This is a genomic window from Achromobacter sp. E1 (genome assembly GCF_037039475.1).
In the GTDB taxonomy this organism is placed as follows: Bacteria; Pseudomonadota; Gammaproteobacteria; order Burkholderiales; family Burkholderiaceae_B; genus Achromobacter; species Achromobacter mucicolens.
Genome location: NZ_CP146253.1, coordinates 816,963 through 835,345, shown reverse-complemented (window position 1 = coordinate 835,345; position 18,383 = coordinate 816,963). Strand labels below are relative to the sequence as shown.

21 protein-coding genes and 1 pseudogene are annotated in these 18,383 nt (G+C 61.7%); 8 read left to right on the top strand and 14 right to left on the bottom strand.

Annotation, left to right across the window (positions count from 1 at the left end; genetic code table 11):
• Position 1 precedes the first annotated feature (1 nt).
• Positions 2 to 814, top strand: a complete 813-nt coding sequence (locus V6V88_RS03810) for a phosphodiesterase (protein ID WP_035199189.1) — start codon at positions 2 to 4, stop codon at positions 812 to 814.
• A gap of 1,191 nt (positions 815 to 2,005) precedes the next feature.
• On the opposite strand, the gene V6V88_RS03805 is transcribed toward V6V88_RS03810, so the two are convergent.
• The 7 genes and pseudogenes from V6V88_RS03805 to V6V88_RS03775 form a co-directional block, all read right to left on the bottom strand.
• Positions 2,006 to 2,296, bottom strand: coding sequence for a HigA family addiction module antitoxin (locus V6V88_RS03805; protein WP_152385420.1), 291 nt, complete (start codon positions 2,294 to 2,296; stop codon positions 2,006 to 2,008).
• A gap of 2 nt (positions 2,297 to 2,298) precedes the next feature.
• Positions 2,299 to 2,649 (bottom strand): XRE family transcriptional regulator, encoded by a 351-nt coding sequence (locus tag V6V88_RS03800; RefSeq protein WP_152383427.1) that lies wholly within the window; start codon positions 2,647 to 2,649, stop codon positions 2,299 to 2,301.
• Entirely contained in the window at positions 2,642 to 3,007 is a 366-nt protein-coding gene (locus tag V6V88_RS03795; protein ID WP_338617929.1) for a type II toxin-antitoxin system RelE/ParE family toxin, read from the bottom strand. The genes V6V88_RS03800 and V6V88_RS03795 overlap by 8 nt, the downstream gene beginning before the upstream one ends.
• A gap of 162 nt (positions 3,008 to 3,169) precedes the next feature.
• Entirely contained in the window at positions 3,170 to 5,155 is a 1,986-nt protein-coding gene (locus tag V6V88_RS03790; RefSeq protein WP_152383425.1) for a ParB N-terminal domain-containing protein, read from the bottom strand.
• Positions 5,156 to 5,180: 25 nt separating this feature from the next.
• The gene (locus V6V88_RS03785; protein ID WP_175157253.1) at positions 5,181 to 5,330 is read right to left on the bottom strand and encodes a hypothetical protein; all 150 of its coding nucleotides are present in this window, start codon (positions 5,328 to 5,330) and stop codon (positions 5,181 to 5,183) included.
• 68 nt (positions 5,331 to 5,398) lie between these two features.
• Positions 5,399 to 5,890 carry a hypothetical protein gene (locus V6V88_RS03780; RefSeq protein WP_152383424.1) on the bottom strand — a complete coding sequence of 164 codons (492 nt, stop codon included), beginning with the start codon at positions 5,888 to 5,890 and terminating at the stop codon, positions 5,399 to 5,401.
• A 669-nt stretch (positions 5,891 to 6,559) separates the two neighbouring features.
• A pseudogene (locus tag V6V88_RS03775) lies at positions 6,560 to 6,736 on the bottom strand (ClpX C4-type zinc finger protein); the annotation flags it as partial.
• A 150-nt stretch (positions 6,737 to 6,886) separates the two neighbouring features.
• Between V6V88_RS03775 and V6V88_RS03770 the strand changes: the two are divergent.
• The gene (locus tag V6V88_RS03770) at positions 6,887 to 7,105 is read left to right on the top strand and encodes a hypothetical protein (protein ID WP_175157254.1); all 219 of its coding nucleotides are present in this window, start codon (positions 6,887 to 6,889) and stop codon (positions 7,103 to 7,105) included.
• 36 nt (positions 7,106 to 7,141) lie between these two features.
• Here V6V88_RS03770 and V6V88_RS03765 read toward each other — a convergent pair whose 3' ends face one another.
• The 6 genes from V6V88_RS03765 to radC form a co-directional block, all read right to left on the bottom strand.
• Positions 7,142 to 7,330 carry a hypothetical protein gene (locus V6V88_RS03765; protein WP_152383421.1) on the bottom strand — a complete coding sequence of 63 codons (189 nt, stop codon included), beginning with the start codon at positions 7,328 to 7,330 and terminating at the stop codon, positions 7,142 to 7,144.
• Between the two features lie 11 nt (positions 7,331 to 7,341).
• A complete protein-coding gene (locus V6V88_RS03760; protein ID WP_152383420.1) occupies positions 7,342 to 7,593 on the bottom strand; it encodes a hypothetical protein in 252 nt (83 codons plus the stop codon).
• Entirely contained in the window at positions 7,590 to 8,237 is a 648-nt protein-coding gene (locus V6V88_RS03755) for a DNA methyltransferase (RefSeq protein WP_152383419.1), read from the bottom strand. The genes V6V88_RS03760 and V6V88_RS03755 overlap by 4 nt, the downstream gene beginning before the upstream one ends.
• Positions 8,238 to 8,537: 300 nt before the next feature.
• A complete protein-coding gene (locus tag V6V88_RS03750; protein ID WP_338617926.1) occupies positions 8,538 to 9,437 on the bottom strand; it encodes an N-6 DNA methylase in 900 nt (299 codons plus the stop codon).
• A 308-nt stretch (positions 9,438 to 9,745) separates the two neighbouring features.
• The gene (locus V6V88_RS03745; protein ID WP_152383417.1) at positions 9,746 to 10,156 is read right to left on the bottom strand and encodes an antirestriction protein; all 411 of its coding nucleotides are present in this window, start codon (positions 10,154 to 10,156) and stop codon (positions 9,746 to 9,748) included.
• 205 nt (positions 10,157 to 10,361) lie between these two features.
• Positions 10,362 to 10,889 carry a DNA repair protein RadC gene (radC, locus tag V6V88_RS03740; RefSeq protein ID WP_152383416.1) on the bottom strand — a complete coding sequence of 176 codons (528 nt, stop codon included), beginning with the start codon at positions 10,887 to 10,889 and terminating at the stop codon, positions 10,362 to 10,364.
• Positions 10,890 to 11,144: 255 nt separating this feature from the next.
• On the opposite strand from radC, the gene V6V88_RS03735 reads away from it, so the two are divergent.
• From V6V88_RS03735 to V6V88_RS03715, 5 genes are all read left to right on the top strand, one after another.
• The gene (locus tag V6V88_RS03735) at positions 11,145 to 11,807 is read left to right on the top strand and encodes an SOS response-associated peptidase (RefSeq protein WP_152383415.1); all 663 of its coding nucleotides are present in this window, start codon (positions 11,145 to 11,147) and stop codon (positions 11,805 to 11,807) included.
• Between the two features lie 297 nt (positions 11,808 to 12,104).
• Positions 12,105 to 12,416 carry a hypothetical protein gene (locus V6V88_RS03730; protein WP_152383413.1) on the top strand — a complete coding sequence of 104 codons (312 nt, stop codon included), beginning with the start codon at positions 12,105 to 12,107 and terminating at the stop codon, positions 12,414 to 12,416.
• Positions 12,417 to 12,504: 88 nt separating this feature from the next.
• Positions 12,505 to 12,759: a CrpP-related protein gene (locus tag V6V88_RS03725; RefSeq protein WP_175157257.1), complete on the top strand. Its 255-nt coding sequence runs from the start codon at positions 12,505 to 12,507 to the stop codon at positions 12,757 to 12,759.
• Positions 12,760 to 12,955: 196 nt separating this feature from the next.
• Positions 12,956 to 13,153, top strand: coding sequence for a DUF3606 domain-containing protein (locus tag V6V88_RS03720; RefSeq protein WP_152383412.1), 198 nt, complete (start codon positions 12,956 to 12,958; stop codon positions 13,151 to 13,153).
• Between the two features lie 1,430 nt (positions 13,154 to 14,583).
• On the top strand, positions 14,584 to 16,026 hold the full coding sequence (locus tag V6V88_RS03715; protein ID WP_152383410.1) for a hypothetical protein: 1,443 nt from the start codon (positions 14,584 to 14,586) through the stop codon (positions 16,024 to 16,026).
• A 187-nt stretch (positions 16,027 to 16,213) separates the two neighbouring features.
• Here V6V88_RS03715 and V6V88_RS03710 read toward each other — a convergent pair whose 3' ends face one another.
• On the bottom strand, positions 16,214 to 17,248 hold the full coding sequence (locus V6V88_RS03710) for a tripartite tricarboxylate transporter substrate binding protein (protein ID WP_338617922.1): 1,035 nt from the start codon (positions 17,246 to 17,248) through the stop codon (positions 16,214 to 16,216).
• Positions 17,249 to 17,315: 67 nt separating this feature from the next.
• Here V6V88_RS03710 and V6V88_RS03705 point away from each other — a divergent pair, with 67 nt between their 5' ends.
• On the top strand, positions 17,316 to 18,260 hold the full coding sequence (locus V6V88_RS03705; protein ID WP_054481934.1) for a LysR family transcriptional regulator: 945 nt from the start codon (positions 17,316 to 17,318) through the stop codon (positions 18,258 to 18,260).
• Positions 18,261 to 18,383 lie beyond the last annotated feature (123 nt).

The window sequence follows — 18,383 nt, the reverse complement described above, 5'->3', positions numbered from 1 at the left end:
GATGAAATTCATCCATCTCACCGACACCCACCTGATCGCCGACGCTGGCGATCTGTATGGCACCAATCCCAAGCAGCGGCTGCAGCAGGCGGTAGCTCACATTCTGGCTCACCAGCCCGACGCCCAGGCCGTGACCATCACCGGCGACCTGACCCATTACGGCCACACCGGCGCGTATGAACACTTGCGCGAATGCCTGGCGCCGCTCACCATGCCGGTGTTCCCGATCCTGGGCAACCATGATCATCGCCAAATCTTCCAGAAGTACTTCCCGCACGTCGGGCGCGACCCCGAGGGTTTTGTGCAGTATGCGGTGGACTTCGGCGATCACCTGGCGGTGTTCCTCGACACCAACGAGCCGGGCGTGCACTGGGGCGTTTTCTGCGAGCGTCGCGCAGCCTGGTTGCGCGAGCAACTGGAGGGGACGGCCAAGCCGGTGCTGCTGTTCATGCACCATCCATTCTTCCCGATCGGCATCCGCAGCATGGACTTCCTCTCGCTGCGTGACACCGGGCCGTTCATGGCCGCCATCGCCGGCTTCGAAGCACGTATCCAGCAGGTGTTTTTCGGCCACATCCACCGCCCGATCTGCGGTGTCTTTCGAGGCATCGGCTACTCGACGCTGCGTGGCACTAACCATCAGGTCGCGCTCGATCTGCACGGCGACGAGAGCCAGATCATCGGTGTACATGAGCAGCCGCAATACGGCGTGGTGCTTCTGGCGTCCGATCAAGTGCTGATCCACACCGAAGACTATCTCGACTGCGAAATGCGCTACAGGCTGCACGAGATGCGCGACGGGGAGCAGAGCTGACTGCAGCCCCGACCGCGGCGGCCGGCCCCGAGCGAGCCGCCGCTTCAGCGCTGCAGAGGCCGGCCTTTCCGCAGGTCAATACCCAGGAGCGCCGTCCGCTTTTTGGGTGGAGCCTGGTCCCACAGGGACCACATACCCGAACATCGGAGACACAATGCGAACGTTACCCCGTTTGACCGTGCGCCTCGGTTCCCCGCCGAGCACCTCCTCCGACATGAGGGCGCACCTGCTCAGTGTCGCACCGTCCTCACCCTGACGCGGCCTGAGGAAGCGAGCCGGACGTCGCCTTCCGACCGTCGCGGTGCCGCTTCGCCTCGTTTTCAGTCTGCACTTGTTCTCCAAGATCATTCACCTTTCGAGGGGATGCGCAATGACATGTCCAAGCAGCCACTCCGCTGGGACTGACCACTAACCCCTTGAAAGCTGCCGTTAGACGGCGCCGACCCAAAGGGCTGCAACGGGTCGTCATCGGCCAGTCGACAAGGGCCGCTCGCGGTTCCCGGTCGGAAACTGCCCTTAGGACAGATCCGACACCACAGGCATGACCGCCTGCCCGAAATGTCACGTTTCCTCGCGCGACTAGGTTCGGACAATCGGCCGACTGGCAGCGGCCCTGAACCACGGTCAAGCGCAAGAAATGACACAGCACAAGTCGATTTCATGTTGCGATTGTCGCCTGGGGCGTACTTTGTCTCACTGTTGTCCCACTGTGGTCTCATGTGTGTCTCATAGATGTCTCACACATGTCCCATAGTTGTCTCACACGTGTCTGACACCTGTCTCATAGTTGTCTCATCACCCAGCGCCCGACGACGAGAATGTCAAGAATCGGCGGAATGTATACGGCTGCATTCCGGGCAAACCCGCTGCCCGCGTGGCCTCTGGCGCTTTAGCGCGGTTTGTTGTAGGACAAAAGAAAACAATTCTGCGCGAGGAAAGCCCCAAAAAATCAAAGAGATAACCGCACCCGGAGGGTGCGTAGTGTGTGGTGGCTTTAAGGGACCCGCCGCCGCCCTGGCGGCGGGGGCCTTAAGGGCACCTGTGGGCGTCCGGGGGACGCTCACGAAGTCCGAAGGACGGCCCCGCCGGCGCAGCCGGTGGGACTGGACGCCCCAATCCAAGACGCCGTTCATCCAAAGCAAAAGGGCCGCCCCTAGGGCGGCCCTCTTGCTTTGGCGGGTGTCGCGGTGGTTAGTGAACGTCAGCCACGGAGGCCAAAGGCCGGACTGGCGGCTGCTCATGCTGAAGTGCTTGCCAAAGGTCATAGTTGGCCTGCATCGCAATCCACGCCTGGGCAGTACTTGCCCCGGCCCGTTCCAGCCGGACCGCGAGGTCGGGACTGATCCCAGCCTTGCAGTTGAGCACCCGAGACAGCGCGACCCTGGACATGGCCAGCCGGTCAGCCGCTTCGGTGACGGACAGCCCCAGGGGGGCAATGACATCCTCCCGGAGAATCTCGCCGGGATGCGGCGGGCAGTGCATTGTCACGACCTAGCTTCCCCTAGGTCTGCTCCCGCCACCTTGCCCGACAGGTCGGAAAAGTTGCTGATCCGCACTGCACCGTCCGGGAACCGGGCAACCACATCCAGTTGGCCACCCATGGCCTCGATGTGGCTGCGCAGCGTCGAAATGTACATGTCCGTCCGCTTTTCCATCTTGGCGATGGACGGCTGTTGCACGTGCAAGATCTCGGCCAGGACCTTTTGCGACAGACCACGGGCCTGACGCAATTCCTGTAGCGGCATGTCCCGAAGCATCTCTTCCGTAGCGGCTTTGGCGCGAAGCTGAGATTCCGGCGACATGGCCGCCCGGAGTGCTGCAAATTTCTTAGCCATTGATCTGCCCTTCCTTTCGCAATTGTTCCAAATGATCGTCGTAAAGCTTGTCCGCTCGCGGCACGAACTCTTCATACCAGCGGCCATTCCCCGTTTTGTCGCCGCCGATCAGCAAAATGGCGGTCCTCCTGGGGTCAAAGGCGTACAGGGTACGCAAGGGATGCCCACCCGCCTGAGTTCTAAGCTCGCGCATGTGTTCGTGCCTGGAGCCGTTAATTCCACTCGAATGTGGAAAGCCCAACGACGTGCCCCGTTCCTCCAGCAGGCCGACCGTGGCGGCCACCGATTCCTGTTCGCTGACCGACAAGCTGTTCCACCAGTCTTCGAACTCATCCGTGAACTCAACTTCCCAAACCATCGATTCCCCGCCTAAGCTGTTTTAAAGATTATAGCCTGCACGGAATATTCCATCAAGGGAATATTCCGAAGGTTTCCCGGTGCGGGCGACCGAGGGACCGCAATGTCCGTCGGCTCGCCTCCTCAGCCAGGGACCGCGCAGCGACCCCGGCGCACATGCTCTTTAGTCCTCCATTTCTCCCATCGGGTGTTCCACGGCCATTGCGGCCTGAAGGGGTTGGACGCGCATCAGTTCAGGCACCCAGCCCTTCCCTTCCAGCAATTGCTCCGCTGCTGCGGCGGCCTGCGCCTTCTTCATCGCAAGCAGCGGCTTCGCCTGCTCGGCATCGACTGCATCTGTGACCACTGCCGCGATTCGGTCCTTGGACACATGGGCAAGGTAGGACTGCGCGGTCGGCTTCCACCACTTGCTCATGTCGAGATCAACAAGGCCCGATAAACGGTCTAGGTGCTTGGTTTCCGCGCCGTGCGCATTGCTGCGGCGGCGGTAGATCGTCAGACTCGTCAGCACGGCCAGCATGTCGAGAACATCGGCCTGGGACTGGTTCAGGAGCCAGGGCAGGACGGCGCTTTCATCTTCCGGCACGTCCTTCGTGACCGACCCAATCATTTCCTGCACGGCGGTCCAGGCCGCGCAGTCCTTGATATCGGGGTCCGTGTTCGCCAATTCATGTTGGGCCGACCGTGCCGAGAAATCGAACGTATCGCCGCTGGCGCTGCGCCGGTTCCAGTCCATATCGCCCAGCATCTGCTCCACCAGCAGGCACAGAGCCAATTGCGGGCGCATCATGACTTCGTATTGCAAGGCAATCACTCTTTGGGCTTGCAGACGATTTGTCAGGGCTTCGGAATGCACCGGGCGCGTCTTTACCGGGGGCAAGTCCACGCCCGTCACCGTCTGGCCCTCTGCGTCGTTGCTGCGCGTGGCCTGCGCCACGGCGTCGCGCTCGTCCTGGCGAATCAAACCGCGCGTGACGGTCAAGTCGCCATGGTAGTCCAGGTGCACAATCGCTCCGCACAGGGCTTTCAGGTCGGCCGGGTAGTCGTAAAGCTCGGCCCGGATTTCACGAAGCTGCCCTTCATAGCCGCGAATCAGGCCGCGAACCTTGTCCAGGTCGGCCGCGTCCTGGCCTTCGGCCTCTTGCAATTCAGCCAGCTTTGTCCGCGCCGCTTCCGTCTTCTTTTGCAGTCCGTCGATCTGCTTGGCCTGGGCCTTGCTGGGCTCCTGAAGGACGCGCTGAATCTCGCCGAAAGACTTTTTGTCGGCGTACTCGAAAGACACGCGGCATTCCACCCACAACCAGCCTTCTGCCTGCACCGCCTTGAACAGCTTGGATCGCTGCATCTTGGCATCGGCCATGCTGCGCACCTTCTCCGGGTCGGTCAGATAGGCGTCGTTTTCGAAAAGGTCGCGGCGAACCTCGCCGCCCGCCTTCTCGTATGCGGCGACGGTCACGTACCGCGCCACGGGCGAATCGCCGCGCATTTCGGTTTCGGCCAGCAACTGGCGAATGTGGTCATCGCGGTTCCAGTATTGGCCCGCCGATGCCTTCCATGCCGCCTCCTGGCGAGCATGGTCAGAGACGGATGCCAGCGCCTGCATTTCGTCCATCTTGATTTTGCCGTCGCGGAACAACTGCATGAGCGTGGGCGACACGCTGCCCAGCGCCAGCAGCTTCTTGACCGCCGATTCGGACGCGCCATGCGCGGCGGCGATGGCCGCAACCGTCCAGTTTTCGGCACGCAAGCGCGCATATCCCGCGTACACATCTGCCGGGTGCATCGCCTTGCGCCCGATGTTTTCGATCAGGCTGGCGTGGTGCGCGTGAGCGGCCGGAATGACAAGGCAAGGGACCGGGCAGTCGGCGGGAAAAACGCCGTCCGCGATCAGCAGGCCCAGGGCCGTCCAGCGCCGTCCGCCCGCGCACACTTCATAGGAACCGTCCGGCGCTGCGACCACAACGAGGTTTTGCAGCAATCCGCCCATCGCCAGGATGGTGGCTTTCAGTTCCAGAATCTCGGCGTCCTGCTTCCGGTCTTCCAGGCCACGGGCCTGATACGCCTCACTCAGGCGCAGTTGCGAATGCGGGATTTCTGTGCGCGTTGCGGCGGCGTGGACGGCGGCGAGTTCGTTGGAATCGAGTTTCATCAAAATGCTCCGGGTCGATATCAAATCAGTGCAGTTGCGCGGGGAATTCGGGCGCGTCGAGCGCGGCGATGAGGGCGGTAAGCTGGCGCATGGTCATCGCGGGAATGCGAAAGCCCAGGCCCAGCAAGTGGGCGCGGCGCATGTCGTTCGCCAATCTGATAAAGTCGTGGTTCATCACGAATCTCCTAGTCCGAGGTTGCGGGTGATGGCCCTTGTCGGTTGCCGCCGACAGGGGCCTTTTACTTAGTAGCCAAGCCAGTTCAGCAGGTCGCGCCCGCGATACAGCGGCTGGTCGCCATGTTCGGCAAAGAATTCTTGGGCGTTCGCTTGGTGGTCGCGCAGTTCCAGCACCACTTGAAACCGGGTCAACACGGCTTCGTCGGCCGTTTCCCTGTCGCGCAAACCGTCCGCGTCGACCACGCCGGTATCCATCAGGTCGGCCAACAGTTCGATGAGGTCGGGGCGATGGCCGGTCCAGGCGAGCAACTCGTTTTCAATCGCGGCGGTCACGACGGGCGCGAAATCAAAGCCTTTACGAGCCAGGGCGGGCGCATAGTCCATCGCGCTGCGCTCGGCGTACTGAAGGCCGCGCTGCGCCAGGGCCGCTTTAGTCAAGGCGCATTCAGCGCCACCCAGCACCGTGTAAATCACGATAGGCATATCAGTCGTGTCCTGTTCGCCAGCCGATCCTGAAGAAGTCGTCCGAGCGTAGGTTTGTTGGATTTGGTTGTTCATGGTCTTTCCCTCCGCGTTATTCGCATCCGTTCCTGTGAGGCCTGTCCGTGCCGTCCGTGGCCACGTAGTGACGACTGGAAAGGGCCGGAGCAGAGGCCGCACGCGGAGCGCAGCCAAAGGCGAGCACCGAACGGGTGAGCACCGGACCCTTGGAGGGAGGAGCGCAGTGGTACGGTCGGCGTTTTAGGACGGGGCTCGCGGGAATGGATGCATTGCGAGAGACAGGGCGGCGACACCAAAGCCAGGCGCGCGCCGAGCGCCCCTACCCGCGCGCAGCGCGGGTCAAGCTGGCCGCAAGGCGGCCCGCAAGCGATAGCGCGCAGCGCCGGCAGGCGCGAAGGCGTGAGCCGACCGAAGGGAGGGACGGCTGGAAGCCCCACCGGGGGTGAGACTGGCGGGGTTGGCCAGGCTCAACGCGAAGCGCGAGAGCCCGACCCGCAGCCGAAGGCGTAGGGGCACGCCCAGGGGTGAACACTCCGTCCGAAAACGGCCCGCGCCGACGTCCTGACCGGTCTGGCCTTGTGCGTTTCAGCGCTGCGAATCTGTCGAAGGCGAGATGTTCAGCAGATCCATGGCCTTATTTGCCCGATCCGTCGCCTGGCCGATGACTTCATGCTGTCGAACGATGTAGTCGAACAGCGCTTTCGGACGATCTTTGAGCTCTACCAACGACTCATCGTTGATGATCCCAATGCACATTTCAATGCACTCGTCGCAGATCGTGACCTGATCGTTGTCACCTCGGGCAACGAGCTTTCGCACCTCATATTGGGACTTATCGCAGAACGAGCAATGCAACTCTGGCGCCTGCTTTTTGGTACGGCGTCTCTTTTTTGGCTCATCCATGTCGGAACGGTGCGTGGGTCACGAAGGCCCGCAATCTAGCACGAGCTGTGACACGGCGGATGCGTGTTTTTCCTAGTAGCGCAACACTAGCGCAGTGGCATTCTTAACTCGTGAAAAAAAACCGCGAATAGGCTGACAACAGGAGGAACAATGGAGGGCACCATGGTGGTAAATGGGGTCAGGGCTGCGTACTCGATGACGCCGACCGACGACGGCGCCGGGATTGTGGCCAGCATCCGATACGGGCAGCGGGGGCCGTGGGAAGGTGTAGGCCCGCCCGGCACTTTTTTCGCCACCGCCGCCGAAGCGCGCGCTGCCATTCGCAGCCAGATTGCCGCCAATATGACGCGTGTGCTCGGACTAATGTGAAGTGCAGCGCCGGCCGGCAGGCCGGCGCCGCTTTTCTCATTTTCGGCGATAGTGGTCCACCATGCCGGCCAAGTACGCGGCCTCCAGCGCCTCGCGCAACTGGCCTACGAACAGTTCGTGATAGACGAGCTGGGCGCGTCCTCGGCAATCCAGCGTCTCCAGGTTCAAAACGCGGCGCGCGATGTCCGCAATGGCGGCGCGAGCCGCCATGGAAAGTTCTACCATGGCCCCTGGGCTCACTCCGGGTCCAGCGCGGCCAGCACTCGGCGGGCCAATTCATTGAGGTCGATTTCCGACCGGGCAATCGCTTGCACTTCATCGAGCGGCAGTGATTCGATAATTCGCGCCATGCGCCGCTCGTTCTCGCGGGCGGCCAGCGCCGGCCAGGCGCTGTATCTGGCGATCGCCGCCAGGCCGTCCAAGTCGTGTTTTCCGTAGCCCTGCAAGAATGCGACCAGGCCACCCGTAATTGCGTCGTCCCGGCTCATGCTGCGATCCTCTCTTGGCGGGCGAGCTGCAAGCGCTGCGTTGCGGCTGCGTGGTACTTCGGATCCATTTCGATGCCGTAGAAGCGCCGGCCGACCTGGCGGGCGGCCACGCACGTCGAACCCGAGCCGGCGAACGGATCCAGCACAATGTCCCGCGGGCGGCTGAAAGATTCGATCAGCGGCGCCAGGCATTCGACGGGCTTTTGCGTCGGATGGTGGCGGTTGCCGCTGTACTTCCAACGCATGACGTCTGGCAAGGGCTCGGCCGGGAGCGCCGGCTGCCCCTTGGCCAGCAAGTAGGCCGACTCGTGCTGATACGCGAGAAATCGCGCTTTGGATTGATATTGCTTCGCAAAGACCAGGTGGCCGACGACGCGAAAGCCGGCGGCGCGCCAGGCGGCAAAGAATCGGTCCACGCGGTTCCAGCCGTAGAACGAAATGCAGAAGGCGTCATCGCGAAGGACGCGGAACATCTGTGCGAACGCCGGCGCCAGCCATTCGTCGGTACGATCGTTGGCGATGCTCCGGCCTGAGCGGTCCACGTAGTTGACGAGGTATGGCGGATCGGTCAGGACCAGATCGACGCAGCGATCAGGCAAGGTGGGGAGAACGGACAGGCAATCGCCCAGGACAACACGACTCATGGTTGGCTCCTTGCGTGCAGCAATGTCAGCCGATCTGCATTGCACTGCACGGGGCAGGCGGGCGCAGCCCACGAAAGCGCGGTCAAGGGACGTGGAATAAATAGCGAACGCAGTGAGCGGTTTATGCCGCGAAAGCCCTTGAAGATGGGGCCGCGGCTACAAAGCCGCGCGCAGCGGCCCTAGCGTCCGTGTGTGAGTGGGATGCGACTGTATGCTCCGTGCAGTGCTTGCGGTTCTCCATATGCCGAAGATGGCGCGTCGCCGGCGCGCCAAGCCCCGTGAGGGGCCATTGCAACCTCGCTAGAAGAGCGACATCTGGCCAGCGGCAGCGGCTTGGCGGATGGCCTTCGGAATGGCCTGCAGCGGCGCATCGATCTCGGCCGATGAACTGTCGGCCGCAACCTGGTCGACATGGTGATCTGGCACGGCCGCCGGCGCCTGCAGGAGCGCTCGAGCGCCCTCCTCCGCTTCGCGACGGCGAAGACGCGCGCCCCAGCCGCCCAGGATGTGTGCGGGCGTAAACCATTGCTCTCGGCACTCACCCGTAAGGCCGTTGCCATGAATCACCACGGCCGGCACGTGCAAGAGCACCAGCTGGATGAACGTCATATGCACGCAGCGCTGATCGATGTCGATTGCAGTGGCGTGCATGCACTGCTGATAGTTCAGCTGCGCATCATGCATTGCGTGCGCAGCCGCGATCAACATGCCGCCAGCGCCGCAGGCTGGTTCCAGTACGCGCACGAACCCCTGTGCCCCCGTCTTGTCGATGAGATCCTGGCCGTTGCCCATAATCATGTTGCCCATCAGGCGCGACACCTCGTACGGCGTGAAGAACTGGCCGGTGCCGGCGTTGCCCATGTCCAGCATCATGAACGTGCTGCCCAGCACGTCGCCAAAGTCTGCTGCTTGAACCCGGACCTCGTAGGCCATGACCAGGTGCGAGAACGCTTGCACCAGCAAGTCCAGCTCGGCCCGCTCGTACTGAGCGATTACCTGCTGGTAGCGCTGCTCGCGCGCCTCGCGCTGCGCGAGATCGGCACGGGCCAATGCGATCGCGCAGATCTCCACCCAGTCGCTCCACACGCGGTCGATCCCACGCGTGTGCGCGACCTGCCGAATGAGGCTGACGATTTCCTTCTGGTGGGCGTCCGCGTTGTTCAGGAAACGGCGTTGTTGTGCATTTGAGGTTTTGGCCATGTACTCTCTCCGGTTGCCAGGGCGGGAATGCCCGGAACTTGAGAGGCACGGCGCAGCGCAGCGCTCAAGTGTCGAAGACGGCCAGCGGCCGCCAGCGGCTCGGGCGTAGCCCGGGCCGCGCCGCACTTGAACGCGAGAACGACGTGGCACCCTGACCGGGAAAGCAGACCCGCCACCCCGTATGGCTTTCCACGGTCCACCTTCAAAGCGCAGCCGTTCCTCTGCAGCGTCACTTAGCAGGGACTGAGCCACGATGGCCTGATGGCGGCCAGAAGAAGAAAGGCCCGCCGAAGCGGGCCGGGATGGCGTTAATCGATCGCCGCGAAGATGGCGTTCGCCTCGGCCTGTTCGCCGGCGAAGTCGCGCAGGGCGTGGTACTTCTCTGCCAGGTCATCGCTACGGTATTGGCTGCACAGTTCGCAGAGGGCGTACAGCGTGGCCACGATGCCGGCGGCGTCTGCCGACATCGTCCGGTCGCACCAGTTCATCGGCCAGACGATGTGAAGCGTCTCGTAGTCGGCGGGGGCCATGTAGAAGCCGTTCGGGATCTCGTAGTAGTGCCAGAAGCCGCCGCTGTATTCCTGCGACAGGCGATCCAACCAGTTGTAGACGCTGATCTCTCCGCGCAGCATCAGGCGACTTCCGAACGCCTTGGGAAGAAAGTTCATGCGTTCGCCATCGGGAACCAGGCGTGCGACGGAAAGAGTGGCTTGGGTCATTTCGTGCTCCTCAGAAGTAGGGCCCGGCCGGGTGGCGGGACGGGAGCACTGGCGCCCTGCGGAACAAGCGCCGGGGGCAAGGGGCCGTGGAATATAAAGCGAGCGCAGCGAGCGGCTATATGCCGCGAAAGCCCCTTGCGCCCGGTGCGCGCAGGGCAAAGATGCGCCCAAGGCCTGACACCAGCGCCAGGCCCGGCGCCGCAGGTCAGGGCATGATGCCCTTCTCTGCGAACGAGACGATCCTGCTGCCGGCCACAACCAAGTGATCGAGTACGGTGGTGCCGACCAATGCGAGTGCATCCTTGAGCTGACGCGTCATGCTGATGTCGGCCGCGCTCGGCTCTGCGTGACCGCTCGGATGGTTGTGCGCCAAGATCACGCTCGCCGCGTTATGCGCCAGCGCAGCTTTGACGATCTCGCGCGGATATACAGGAGTGGTGCTCAACGTCCCCCGGAACGGTTCTTCATATGCGATCAGTTCCGCGCGCGGGTTCAGGTACAGGATGCCGAACACTTCGTGCTCAAGACTCGGGTTCAACCGCAGCTGCAGGAACTCGCGCACGAGCTTGGGCGAATCCATGAGCTGGCCGCGCTGGATCTCCTGCAGGACGACCTCGCGTGCCGCGGCGAGGATCTCCTTTGGCGCCGCAAGGCGCACCTCGCCAGCGGAATCCTGCACGAAGAGCGCGCCGGCGGCGTGATCGATGGTGTTGAACGCGATGGAATACTGCATTGCTGGATCTCCAGTGCCGGGCGGGATTGCCCGGCGATCCTGGGATACGCTGCAGCGGAGCGGTCAAGTGGCCCGCCGGCCCCTGGCCGCAAGCGGCGCCGGCACCGTCGGCGTTGCGCAGCACTTGACGGCGAGAACAGCGTGTCACAATCGCCAAAGACGCAAGACCGCCCTCTCTCCTCCAGTGTTGACCTCCTGCCGCACACCCCGCGCGCGCCTATACTGGCCAGACATCTGCATTCACAGAGGTGGTCGATGTGCGGTCGTATTGTTCAGAAATCAGGTCCGCTGGACTACGTTGAGCTGATCTTTACCAACCAGAGCCAGATCTTCGCGGACCCGACGGGGCCGCGCTTCAACATACCTCCGGGCACGCGCCCGCTCACTTTGCATCGCCTGGCTGAAGGCACCGAGGCCATGGGCAGACTGCCCTGGGGTTACAAGCGTCCAGACTCCAAACACTTCATGAGTAACGCAAAGCTGGAGACCATTCTGAAGAACGGATGGCCCTGGCGCTTTCTCATCGGAGCTGGCCGCATCCTGGTGCCTGCAGACGGCTGGTACGAGTGGCCGATGCTCGCGGACGGCGCGAAGCAACCCCACTATATTCACGGTGATGGCCCGCTCTACTTCGCCGCGTTGACGGCCTGGTCGCCCGGCGCGCCGCTCGATGCCGCTCATGGCTTTGCGATCGTGACCAACGATACGAAGGGTGGAATGGTGGACATCCACGCGAGGCGTCCGGTGGCATTGCCGCCCGCGATCGCGCAGCGCTGGGCCGATCCAGCAATCTCGGCCGCCGAAGCCCGCGATCTGCTCCACGAAGGTGTACCCGAGGACGCCTTCACCTGGCATCCCGTTCGGCAGGAAGTCGGCAACTCGAAGTATCAGCTGCCGGACGCCATTGAACCAATCTGATGGTCAAGACCGCGGCTGGTGGTCAAACAGGGCGAGCGCGGCTTCAAACGATGCGCGCATGCCGACCAGCCGCCCCGAGTCCCCTCGGCTGTGCCATAGCTCGTGCTGATAACGGCCGTCGACCCAAACGCGGCAAATGGTCCACCCACGCGGTCCTGCCCAGTAGTAGTCATCCATACGCCGCCAATCTTCGGGATCGCTCATGGCCGTGGCCCAGTGTTGCCGCTGGGAAATAGGGCGCTATGGCGCGGATTCTAGGCTTGTTTATACTGTATGTCCATACAGTGGTTCAGCATCATGCCGTTCAAGCCTCCGCTTCGCATCGCCCAGCTGCGCGCCATCCAAGATCGCCATCGCGGTCCGGACGGAAAGATCAGTGATGCCGATCTTCTGGCCCTCCTGCAGGAGGTCAAGCGGTACCGCTCGTTCATATTGCGCACCAAGCAATTGTCCGGTGGATTCAAACGGCCGTCCGGGGTGCTGGGGCCGGTGTACGATGAGTGGTTTGAGATCCTCTCCGCCGAGCCCTGTGTGGCGGAGCAAGAACAGATGGTCCGCGAGCTCCTGGAAGACCCGAAGAAGCTTCGCAAGGGTATGGGGCCGCGCTAAGACTATCCCGCCCAGTACAGCGGCACCATTGATTCGAACGCCGTTTCATTGGCATACTGGACCCCCACCACTTTTGGAGAGCGAGGCCATGCTCATCGAGATCCAGAAGGAAGGCGCGGAGGCGGCCCGCAAGGGTCTGAGTCTCTTAAGTTGCCCGTATCTGAAGGCGGACGCTATGCCAGGTCACACCGGGGAATCTCCCCGCGAATGGATCGAGCGAGTGAATGCCTGGGAGGAAGGCTGGAAGAGAGAGGTGGCACAGCGAGGTGCCAAACGATCCACCAGTCCGTTTGCAGTCTCCGTCGCCGAGAGGCGACCGGGCTTCCGCCTACCGGCCGCTTAACCGGCCCACAAACCAGCGCCCCGAATGGGGCGCTTTCGTTTTGGCAGAGATCCGCGGCGCGTTTAGCGGCTAAACACCAGCCACGCGGTCGCGCAGATCATCCCCAGGGTGTTTAGCAGCTAAACGATGCCGACGTGCCGCACCGTAGGCACGCTGGTTGCTGCGAGCATGGGTCCAACACGAGAAGGAGGATTTCATGTCGGACGATCTGAAAAATCGCGGTGCGCAAGACCGGTCGCGTATCAACGTGAACGAGGCCCACGAGCTTCATTACTGGACCAACGAGTTGGACGTGAGTGACGAACAGTTGCGAAAGGCTGTGCAGGCCGTCGGCGTCTCAGCAACAGCGGTGCGAGAGCATCTGAAGGGCCAGACCGGCGCCAAGCGCTCCTAGCTATCGTGGTGGGGCAGGACCGTGGACAACGGCCGAAAATTCATCGTCTATCGGTCCCTGAACCAACAGGAACGGTTCGATCTCCTGTTGGAGTTCGATGATGCGATGAGGCGCTGGACGGTAATCAACGGGATGCCGGATGACCCGAAGGCGAGACGCATCGCGGTGGAGCAGCCGGCAGTTCCCTCGGTCGGACGGAAGCGTAGAGGACGTACTGCGGTATCCCCGCTCAGCGGGGAGCCGGTATCTGTGTGGGACGCCGGAGAGTGGAACTTGGCGGGCGATGCAGGCGGATACGAGGCCGGCCATCTGAGATTCCGCCTCCATGGCGCGCTCCTGCAGGGCCGCTGGGCCCTCGTGCGTATGTCTGGCAGCGGCGCCGTGGAACGGCCTCCTTGGCTACTCATCTTCACATCGGTTCGTGACCGGCGGAACTGAACCATGGCAACCCGACCTCGAAAGGGCAATGCCCATGCGACCGGCCGCTCCGGAGCGGCGTCCGCTGCATCAAAACTTCCAGGCCTCGAGGCAGATCTGCCGCCTTCCCTAAAGCCTCAGTTGGCTACCTTGGTCGACGGCGTTCCCAGGCACGGAGATGATTGGCTTTACGAGGTCAAGTTTGATGGTTGGGCGTATCAGTGCCATTGTCTTGGGATGAGCTGGGCGACGTCACTGGTGGCGCGCAATGGACGATTTCGAACGTCCAGGGTCGGCTTGACGTGGCCAACTCACCGTGGGACGACTACACGCCGCAAACGATCAGCTAGGCCATGAACGCGATCGGCTACAGCCCGGAGCGGACGAAGAGTTAGCCCGCCTTCAGAACGCCCATGCTGCAGCATCAGCACTGCTGTTTTGAGGCTCTGCATCTAATGATTGGCAGATGGGGGCCGGTGGGTATGTGGGTGAAACTCGGGAAGCCGGTGGGCACACCCTGTGGTCAAGCGCGTGGTCAGGCGGAGCCTGTCCACCGTTTGTCCATCAGCGGTTGTCCATGGGCCGAGCGCAGCGAGCCGAGTGGTCGCGCAGCGATCATCCACATATCCACGGGTTCGATGAATGTCTTTGGTCTTGATGGTTTAGCGGCTAAACACGTGGCACAACGGTCCAAGTGTGTTCCCCGCGCTTACCAATTTGACTCTTGATTGTCTCCGTCGGGGCGGTCTGCCCCAGGGCTTCCACTGACTGGCTGGACTGCGCGCGGTGCACCTGTCTGCTTTCGGCCGAGGTTGTGTGAAAACTCACCGTGCTGAGGGTCATGTCGGAAGTTGGCCTCTCAGATCAACTCAGGATCGACGATCGGAGTTGAGGGAAGGGTTTGAACACCCTCGAAAACAAGTCCATCACGAGTTTTCACACAGCCTCGGCCATAAGCGGACGCTCGGCGGGCATGCCAAAATATCGTTATCTGCATATGTTAACGGTGTCATATGGCTGCAAGAAAAATCCTCACTGTCGGTCTGGAGCTCGCGTCATCCGAGCCAACCTATGCTACGTTTCGGTCAAAGGCATCGCTACTGGACTGGGACATATTTCTCTTCAGACCAGAAATCTCGGAGTTTCTTCACAACTACCACGAAACGTACCAAGGCAAGCCGTGCTTCAATGACAGCTCGTCGTTCGAGGCGAAAGAGTGTTGTGAACACTGGCGTCGCGAAATTAAACAGGCTATGGAGACGGGAAAGACCGTAATTGTCTTTCTGCCTTCTTTGTACGAAGCCTACGTAGATACGGGTAGGCGCTCCTACTCAGGTACCGGTCGAAATCAGAAGACAACCCGTCACGTTGAACTCCTCACTAACTACGACACGCTCCCGATGGGCTTGGAGCCGTTAGCAGCAACTGGGAGTTCGATGAAGCTCACGTCGAAGGGGGCTGAATTATTGGCCCCATACTGGACCGAGTTCGGCGAAAGATCTGGCTACAGGGTTGTCCTGAACGCATCCGATGTTCCAGCATGCGTTCAGACTCGTGCAGGAGACAAAACCGTGGGCGTACTCTATCGGAGCAAGTCTTCCGCCGGGACGCTATTGTTGCTCCCCGACATGGATTTCAGTCCGCCGAACTTCACGAAAAAAAAAGGCAACAGTGAGGTCTGGACGTCTGCCGCTACTCAGTTTGCAGGCGCATTCCTTTCTGCCGTGGTTGCCCTCGACAAAGCCCTCCGATCCTCTTCGGAGGTAACACCGGAGCCGCCGTGGGCCGCTACCTCACAGTACACGCTCGCACCGGAGACAGCGCTACGCGTTCAACTCCTTGAAGCAGAGCGCCAAGTCGAGGCAGCGCAAAGAAAAAAGGAACAGGTCGCCGAGGCGATTTCTGGTGCCGTTATGCCGCGCGGTCTTCTATATGAAAAGGGCAAACCGCTGGAGGCCGCGATCATCTACGCCCTAACCATTCTCGGCTTCAATGCGTGCCAATTCAAACAGTCCGATTCTGAATTCGATGTGGTTTTTGAGTCCGCCGAAGGTCGTCTTATTGGCGAGGCAGAGGGAAAGGACAGCAAAGCGATAAACATCGACAAGCTCCGTCAGCTCTCAATGAATATTCATGAAGACCTACAGCGGGAGGAGGTTTCAGAACCTGCAAAGCCGGTCCTATTCGGAAATGGATTCCGACTTCAAGAACCCAGTTCCCGATCTGACCCGTTCACGGAGAAATGCCACTCAGCCGCCTCAACGTCATCGACGGCGCTTGTTTCAACCGCTGACCTCTTTCTGCCCGTTCAGTACTTGCTTGCGCACGAGGACGCCGAATATGCGGCTGCATGTCGTGCCGCTCTTTTGTCGACTGTTGGCAGAGTCGTTTTCCCTAGTCCCCCCGTCGTGGCCCAGAGAAATAACGACACAGAGCAAGAGGAAAGTGGCGTCTAACAGGTTGATCGACACGGACGTCCAATCGACCGGCTTTGCCGACCAACTGTCGGCGGTCATCTACAGCGTTTCTGAACGTCCGCTTTCCACCGCGAGCTACTTCCGCTTTAGGTCGCAACCGGGCCTCCACTAGAGGCTGACCATGGCCATGAACGGCTCCTCGCACCGTGCAGTCCTATGGACCAAATCACATCTGCTTTAAATCAACCTCTTTGGCGACCTTGCCAAAGGCCTCAAGGTCCGTCTTGACGCGGGCCGTGGTGTCGGCGGGCGTCGATACGCGCGGGATCATGGCCAGCTCCAGGAGGCGTTGCTTCATCTCGGGTTTGGCGAATTCGCGAGCGATAGCTTGCTGAATCTTGTCCACAATGGCGTCCGGCGTGCCCTTGGGCGCCGCTAAACCAAACCACGCGACGGCCGAAAAGCCGGGCATGCCGGCCTCTGGAGCCGTCGGCACATCGGGCAACGCCGCCACGCGTTCGGGGTTGGTGACGAACAGCGGCCGCACCTTGCCCGCCTTGATGAAGGGTGTCTGCACGCCGGTATTGTCCAGCACGGCGTCAATATGGCCACCCAGCAGATCGTTCATCGCCGGGCTGCTTCCCTTGTACGGCACGATGTTGACCTCAATACCGGCGGAGCGTGCAAACATAAGCTGCGTCAAGTGTTGCTGGGTCCCGAGACCGGCATTGCCGAAAGTGATCTTATTGGGATTGCGGCGCCCGTAATCGATGAATTCCTTCAGCGTCTTGGCGGGAAACTCGTTATTCGTCACCACGACGAAAGGCAGGTCCACCAGCACCGTGATCTGCTTGAAGTCCTCCAAGGGCTTGTAGCGCAGCTTGTAGACGTACGGGTTGACCGCCATCGTGCCGCTCGCGGTCAGGGCCAACGTGTAGCCGTCGGGCTCCGCGCGGGCGACGTGCTCGGTTCCCAGGACGCCGCCGGCGCCCGGCTTGGCCTCGACGATGACGGGCTGCCCCAATTCGCTCTGCACCGCCTGGGCCGCGAAGCGCGCCAGCATGTCGGCCGATCCGCCCGTGGCATAAGGCAGGACGATCGTGATCGGCTTGCTGGGATAGTTGTCCGCGGCTGCGGCAGATGAGGCTGCGAAGGCGGCCACACAAGCGGCGGCCAGAAACTTCAGGTTCTTTATCATGAATTGATTACCCAAGTTGCGGAGGAACTGCGCAGTAACCCGGGCAAGGTTAAGCGGTCGCATGTTATATGACCAATCAACAATTAAAATAAAACATCATCAACGTTTTTGATAACGACTTAGGGTAAGCGTGCTTGACGCCATCGACTTGAACCTGCTTCGCATATTCGACGCCGTGATGACCGAGCGTAACGTCACGCGCGCGTCGCACACCCTGCACATGACGCAGCCGGCGGTCAGCAACGCCATCAACCGGCTACGGCTGACGCTGAAGGATCCACTGTTCATCAAGGTCCAGGGTGGGGTCCTGCCCACCCAGCGCGCCGAATTGCTCTGGCCGCCCATCCGCGACGCGCTTGCCCGTATCGCCGAGACCCTGGAGCGCAATGAGTTCGACCCCGCCCGATCGGAAGCCGTCTTCCGTCTGGCCATGTCCGACTACGTGGCCGACCAGGTCATCCGGCCGCTGTTTGTCGAACAACAGGAGGTGGCGCCGAATATCCGCATCCACCTGCACCCCTATTCGCTGGACAACACCACCTCGCTGCTGGAAAAGGGGGAAGTCGATATGGCAGCGGGCGTGTATTCGAACTTCGGTTCGTCGCTGCGCACCCTGCCGCTTGAAACCCTGACCTACGTCTGCGCGATGCGCAAAGGCCATCCGCTGCTGTCCCTGCCGCGCTTCACGCTGGACGATTTCCTGTGCGCGCGCCATCTGGTGGTGAGCCTGCTGGGCACGGCGGCCCTGATCGATCACGAGCTGGCCGCCCACGGCTACAAGCGCAACGCCGTGCTGACGATCAACCAGTTCGCGCTGGCCCCGCGCCTGCTGGCCGAGACCGACCTTATCTGCGTGGTGCCGGCCAACGCCGTGCGCAACAGCCCGCACAGCCACCAGCTAGAGGCCATCGAGCCGCCCTTCCCGCTGATCCCCCGCACGGTCAATCTGATCTGGCACGAGCGCTCGGACAACCTGCCGTCGCATCGCTGGCTCCGCGAGGAGATCCTCAAGGTGTGCAAGGCGCAGGGCATGATGTTCGACCCCGCGCAGGGGGCTGAATCGCACGCCTATTGAGCCTGTCGTTATTCACACAAATGATGAAGATCAATGCAAATCTTTGATTAGATCGAATGATCCGCGGTCGATAAGATTCTGGTCACCCTAGCTTCGGCGCATGTCCGCGCCGGCTTCCTGGAG

What these genes read in the sequence shown, in the direction of transcription:
- V6V88_RS03810 (WP_035199189.1), top strand. Translation starts at nt 2, where the DNA reads ATGAAATTCATCCATCTCACCGACACCCACCTGATCGCCGACGCTGGC.
- V6V88_RS03805 (WP_152385420.1), bottom strand. Translation starts at nt 2,296, where the DNA reads ATGCACTGCCCGCCGCATCCCGGCGAGATTCTCCGGGAGGATGTCATT.
- V6V88_RS03800 (WP_152383427.1), bottom strand. Translation starts at nt 2,649, where the DNA reads ATGGCTAAGAAATTTGCAGCACTCCGGGCGGCCATGTCGCCGGAATCT.
- V6V88_RS03795 (WP_338617929.1), bottom strand. Translation starts at nt 3,007, where the DNA reads ATGGTTTGGGAAGTTGAGTTCACGGATGAGTTCGAAGACTGGTGGAAC.
- V6V88_RS03790 (WP_152383425.1), bottom strand. Translation starts at nt 5,155, where the DNA reads ATGAAACTCGATTCCAACGAACTCGCCGCCGTCCACGCCGCCGCAACG.
- V6V88_RS03785 (WP_175157253.1), bottom strand. Translation starts at nt 5,330, where the DNA reads ATGAACCACGACTTTATCAGATTGGCGAACGACATGCGCCGCGCCCAC.
- V6V88_RS03780 (WP_152383424.1), bottom strand. Translation starts at nt 5,890, where the DNA reads ATGAACAACCAAATCCAACAAACCTACGCTCGGACGACTTCTTCAGGA.
- V6V88_RS03770 (WP_175157254.1), top strand. Translation starts at nt 6,887, where the DNA reads ATGGAGGGCACCATGGTGGTAAATGGGGTCAGGGCTGCGTACTCGATG.
- V6V88_RS03765 (WP_152383421.1), bottom strand. Translation starts at nt 7,330, where the DNA reads ATGGTAGAACTTTCCATGGCGGCTCGCGCCGCCATTGCGGACATCGCG.
- V6V88_RS03760 (WP_152383420.1), bottom strand. Translation starts at nt 7,593, where the DNA reads ATGAGCCGGGACGACGCAATTACGGGTGGCCTGGTCGCATTCTTGCAG.
- V6V88_RS03755 (WP_152383419.1), bottom strand. Translation starts at nt 8,237, where the DNA reads ATGAGTCGTGTTGTCCTGGGCGATTGCCTGTCCGTTCTCCCCACCTTG.
- V6V88_RS03750 (WP_338617926.1), bottom strand. Translation starts at nt 9,437, where the DNA reads ATGGCCAAAACCTCAAATGCACAACAACGCCGTTTCCTGAACAACGCG.
- V6V88_RS03745 (WP_152383417.1), bottom strand. Translation starts at nt 10,156, where the DNA reads ATGACCCAAGCCACTCTTTCCGTCGCACGCCTGGTTCCCGATGGCGAA.
- radC (WP_152383416.1), bottom strand. Translation starts at nt 10,889, where the DNA reads ATGCAGTATTCCATCGCGTTCAACACCATCGATCACGCCGCCGGCGCG.
- V6V88_RS03735 (WP_152383415.1), top strand. Translation starts at nt 11,145, where the DNA reads ATGTGCGGTCGTATTGTTCAGAAATCAGGTCCGCTGGACTACGTTGAG.
- V6V88_RS03730 (WP_152383413.1), top strand. Translation starts at nt 12,105, where the DNA reads ATGCCGTTCAAGCCTCCGCTTCGCATCGCCCAGCTGCGCGCCATCCAA.
- V6V88_RS03725 (WP_175157257.1), top strand. Translation starts at nt 12,505, where the DNA reads ATGCTCATCGAGATCCAGAAGGAAGGCGCGGAGGCGGCCCGCAAGGGT.
- V6V88_RS03720 (WP_152383412.1), top strand. Translation starts at nt 12,956, where the DNA reads ATGTCGGACGATCTGAAAAATCGCGGTGCGCAAGACCGGTCGCGTATC.
- V6V88_RS03715 (WP_152383410.1), top strand. Translation starts at nt 14,584, where the DNA reads ATGGCTGCAAGAAAAATCCTCACTGTCGGTCTGGAGCTCGCGTCATCC.
- V6V88_RS03710 (WP_338617922.1), bottom strand. Translation starts at nt 17,248, where the DNA reads ATGCGACCGCTTAACCTTGCCCGGGTTACTGCGCAGTTCCTCCGCAAC.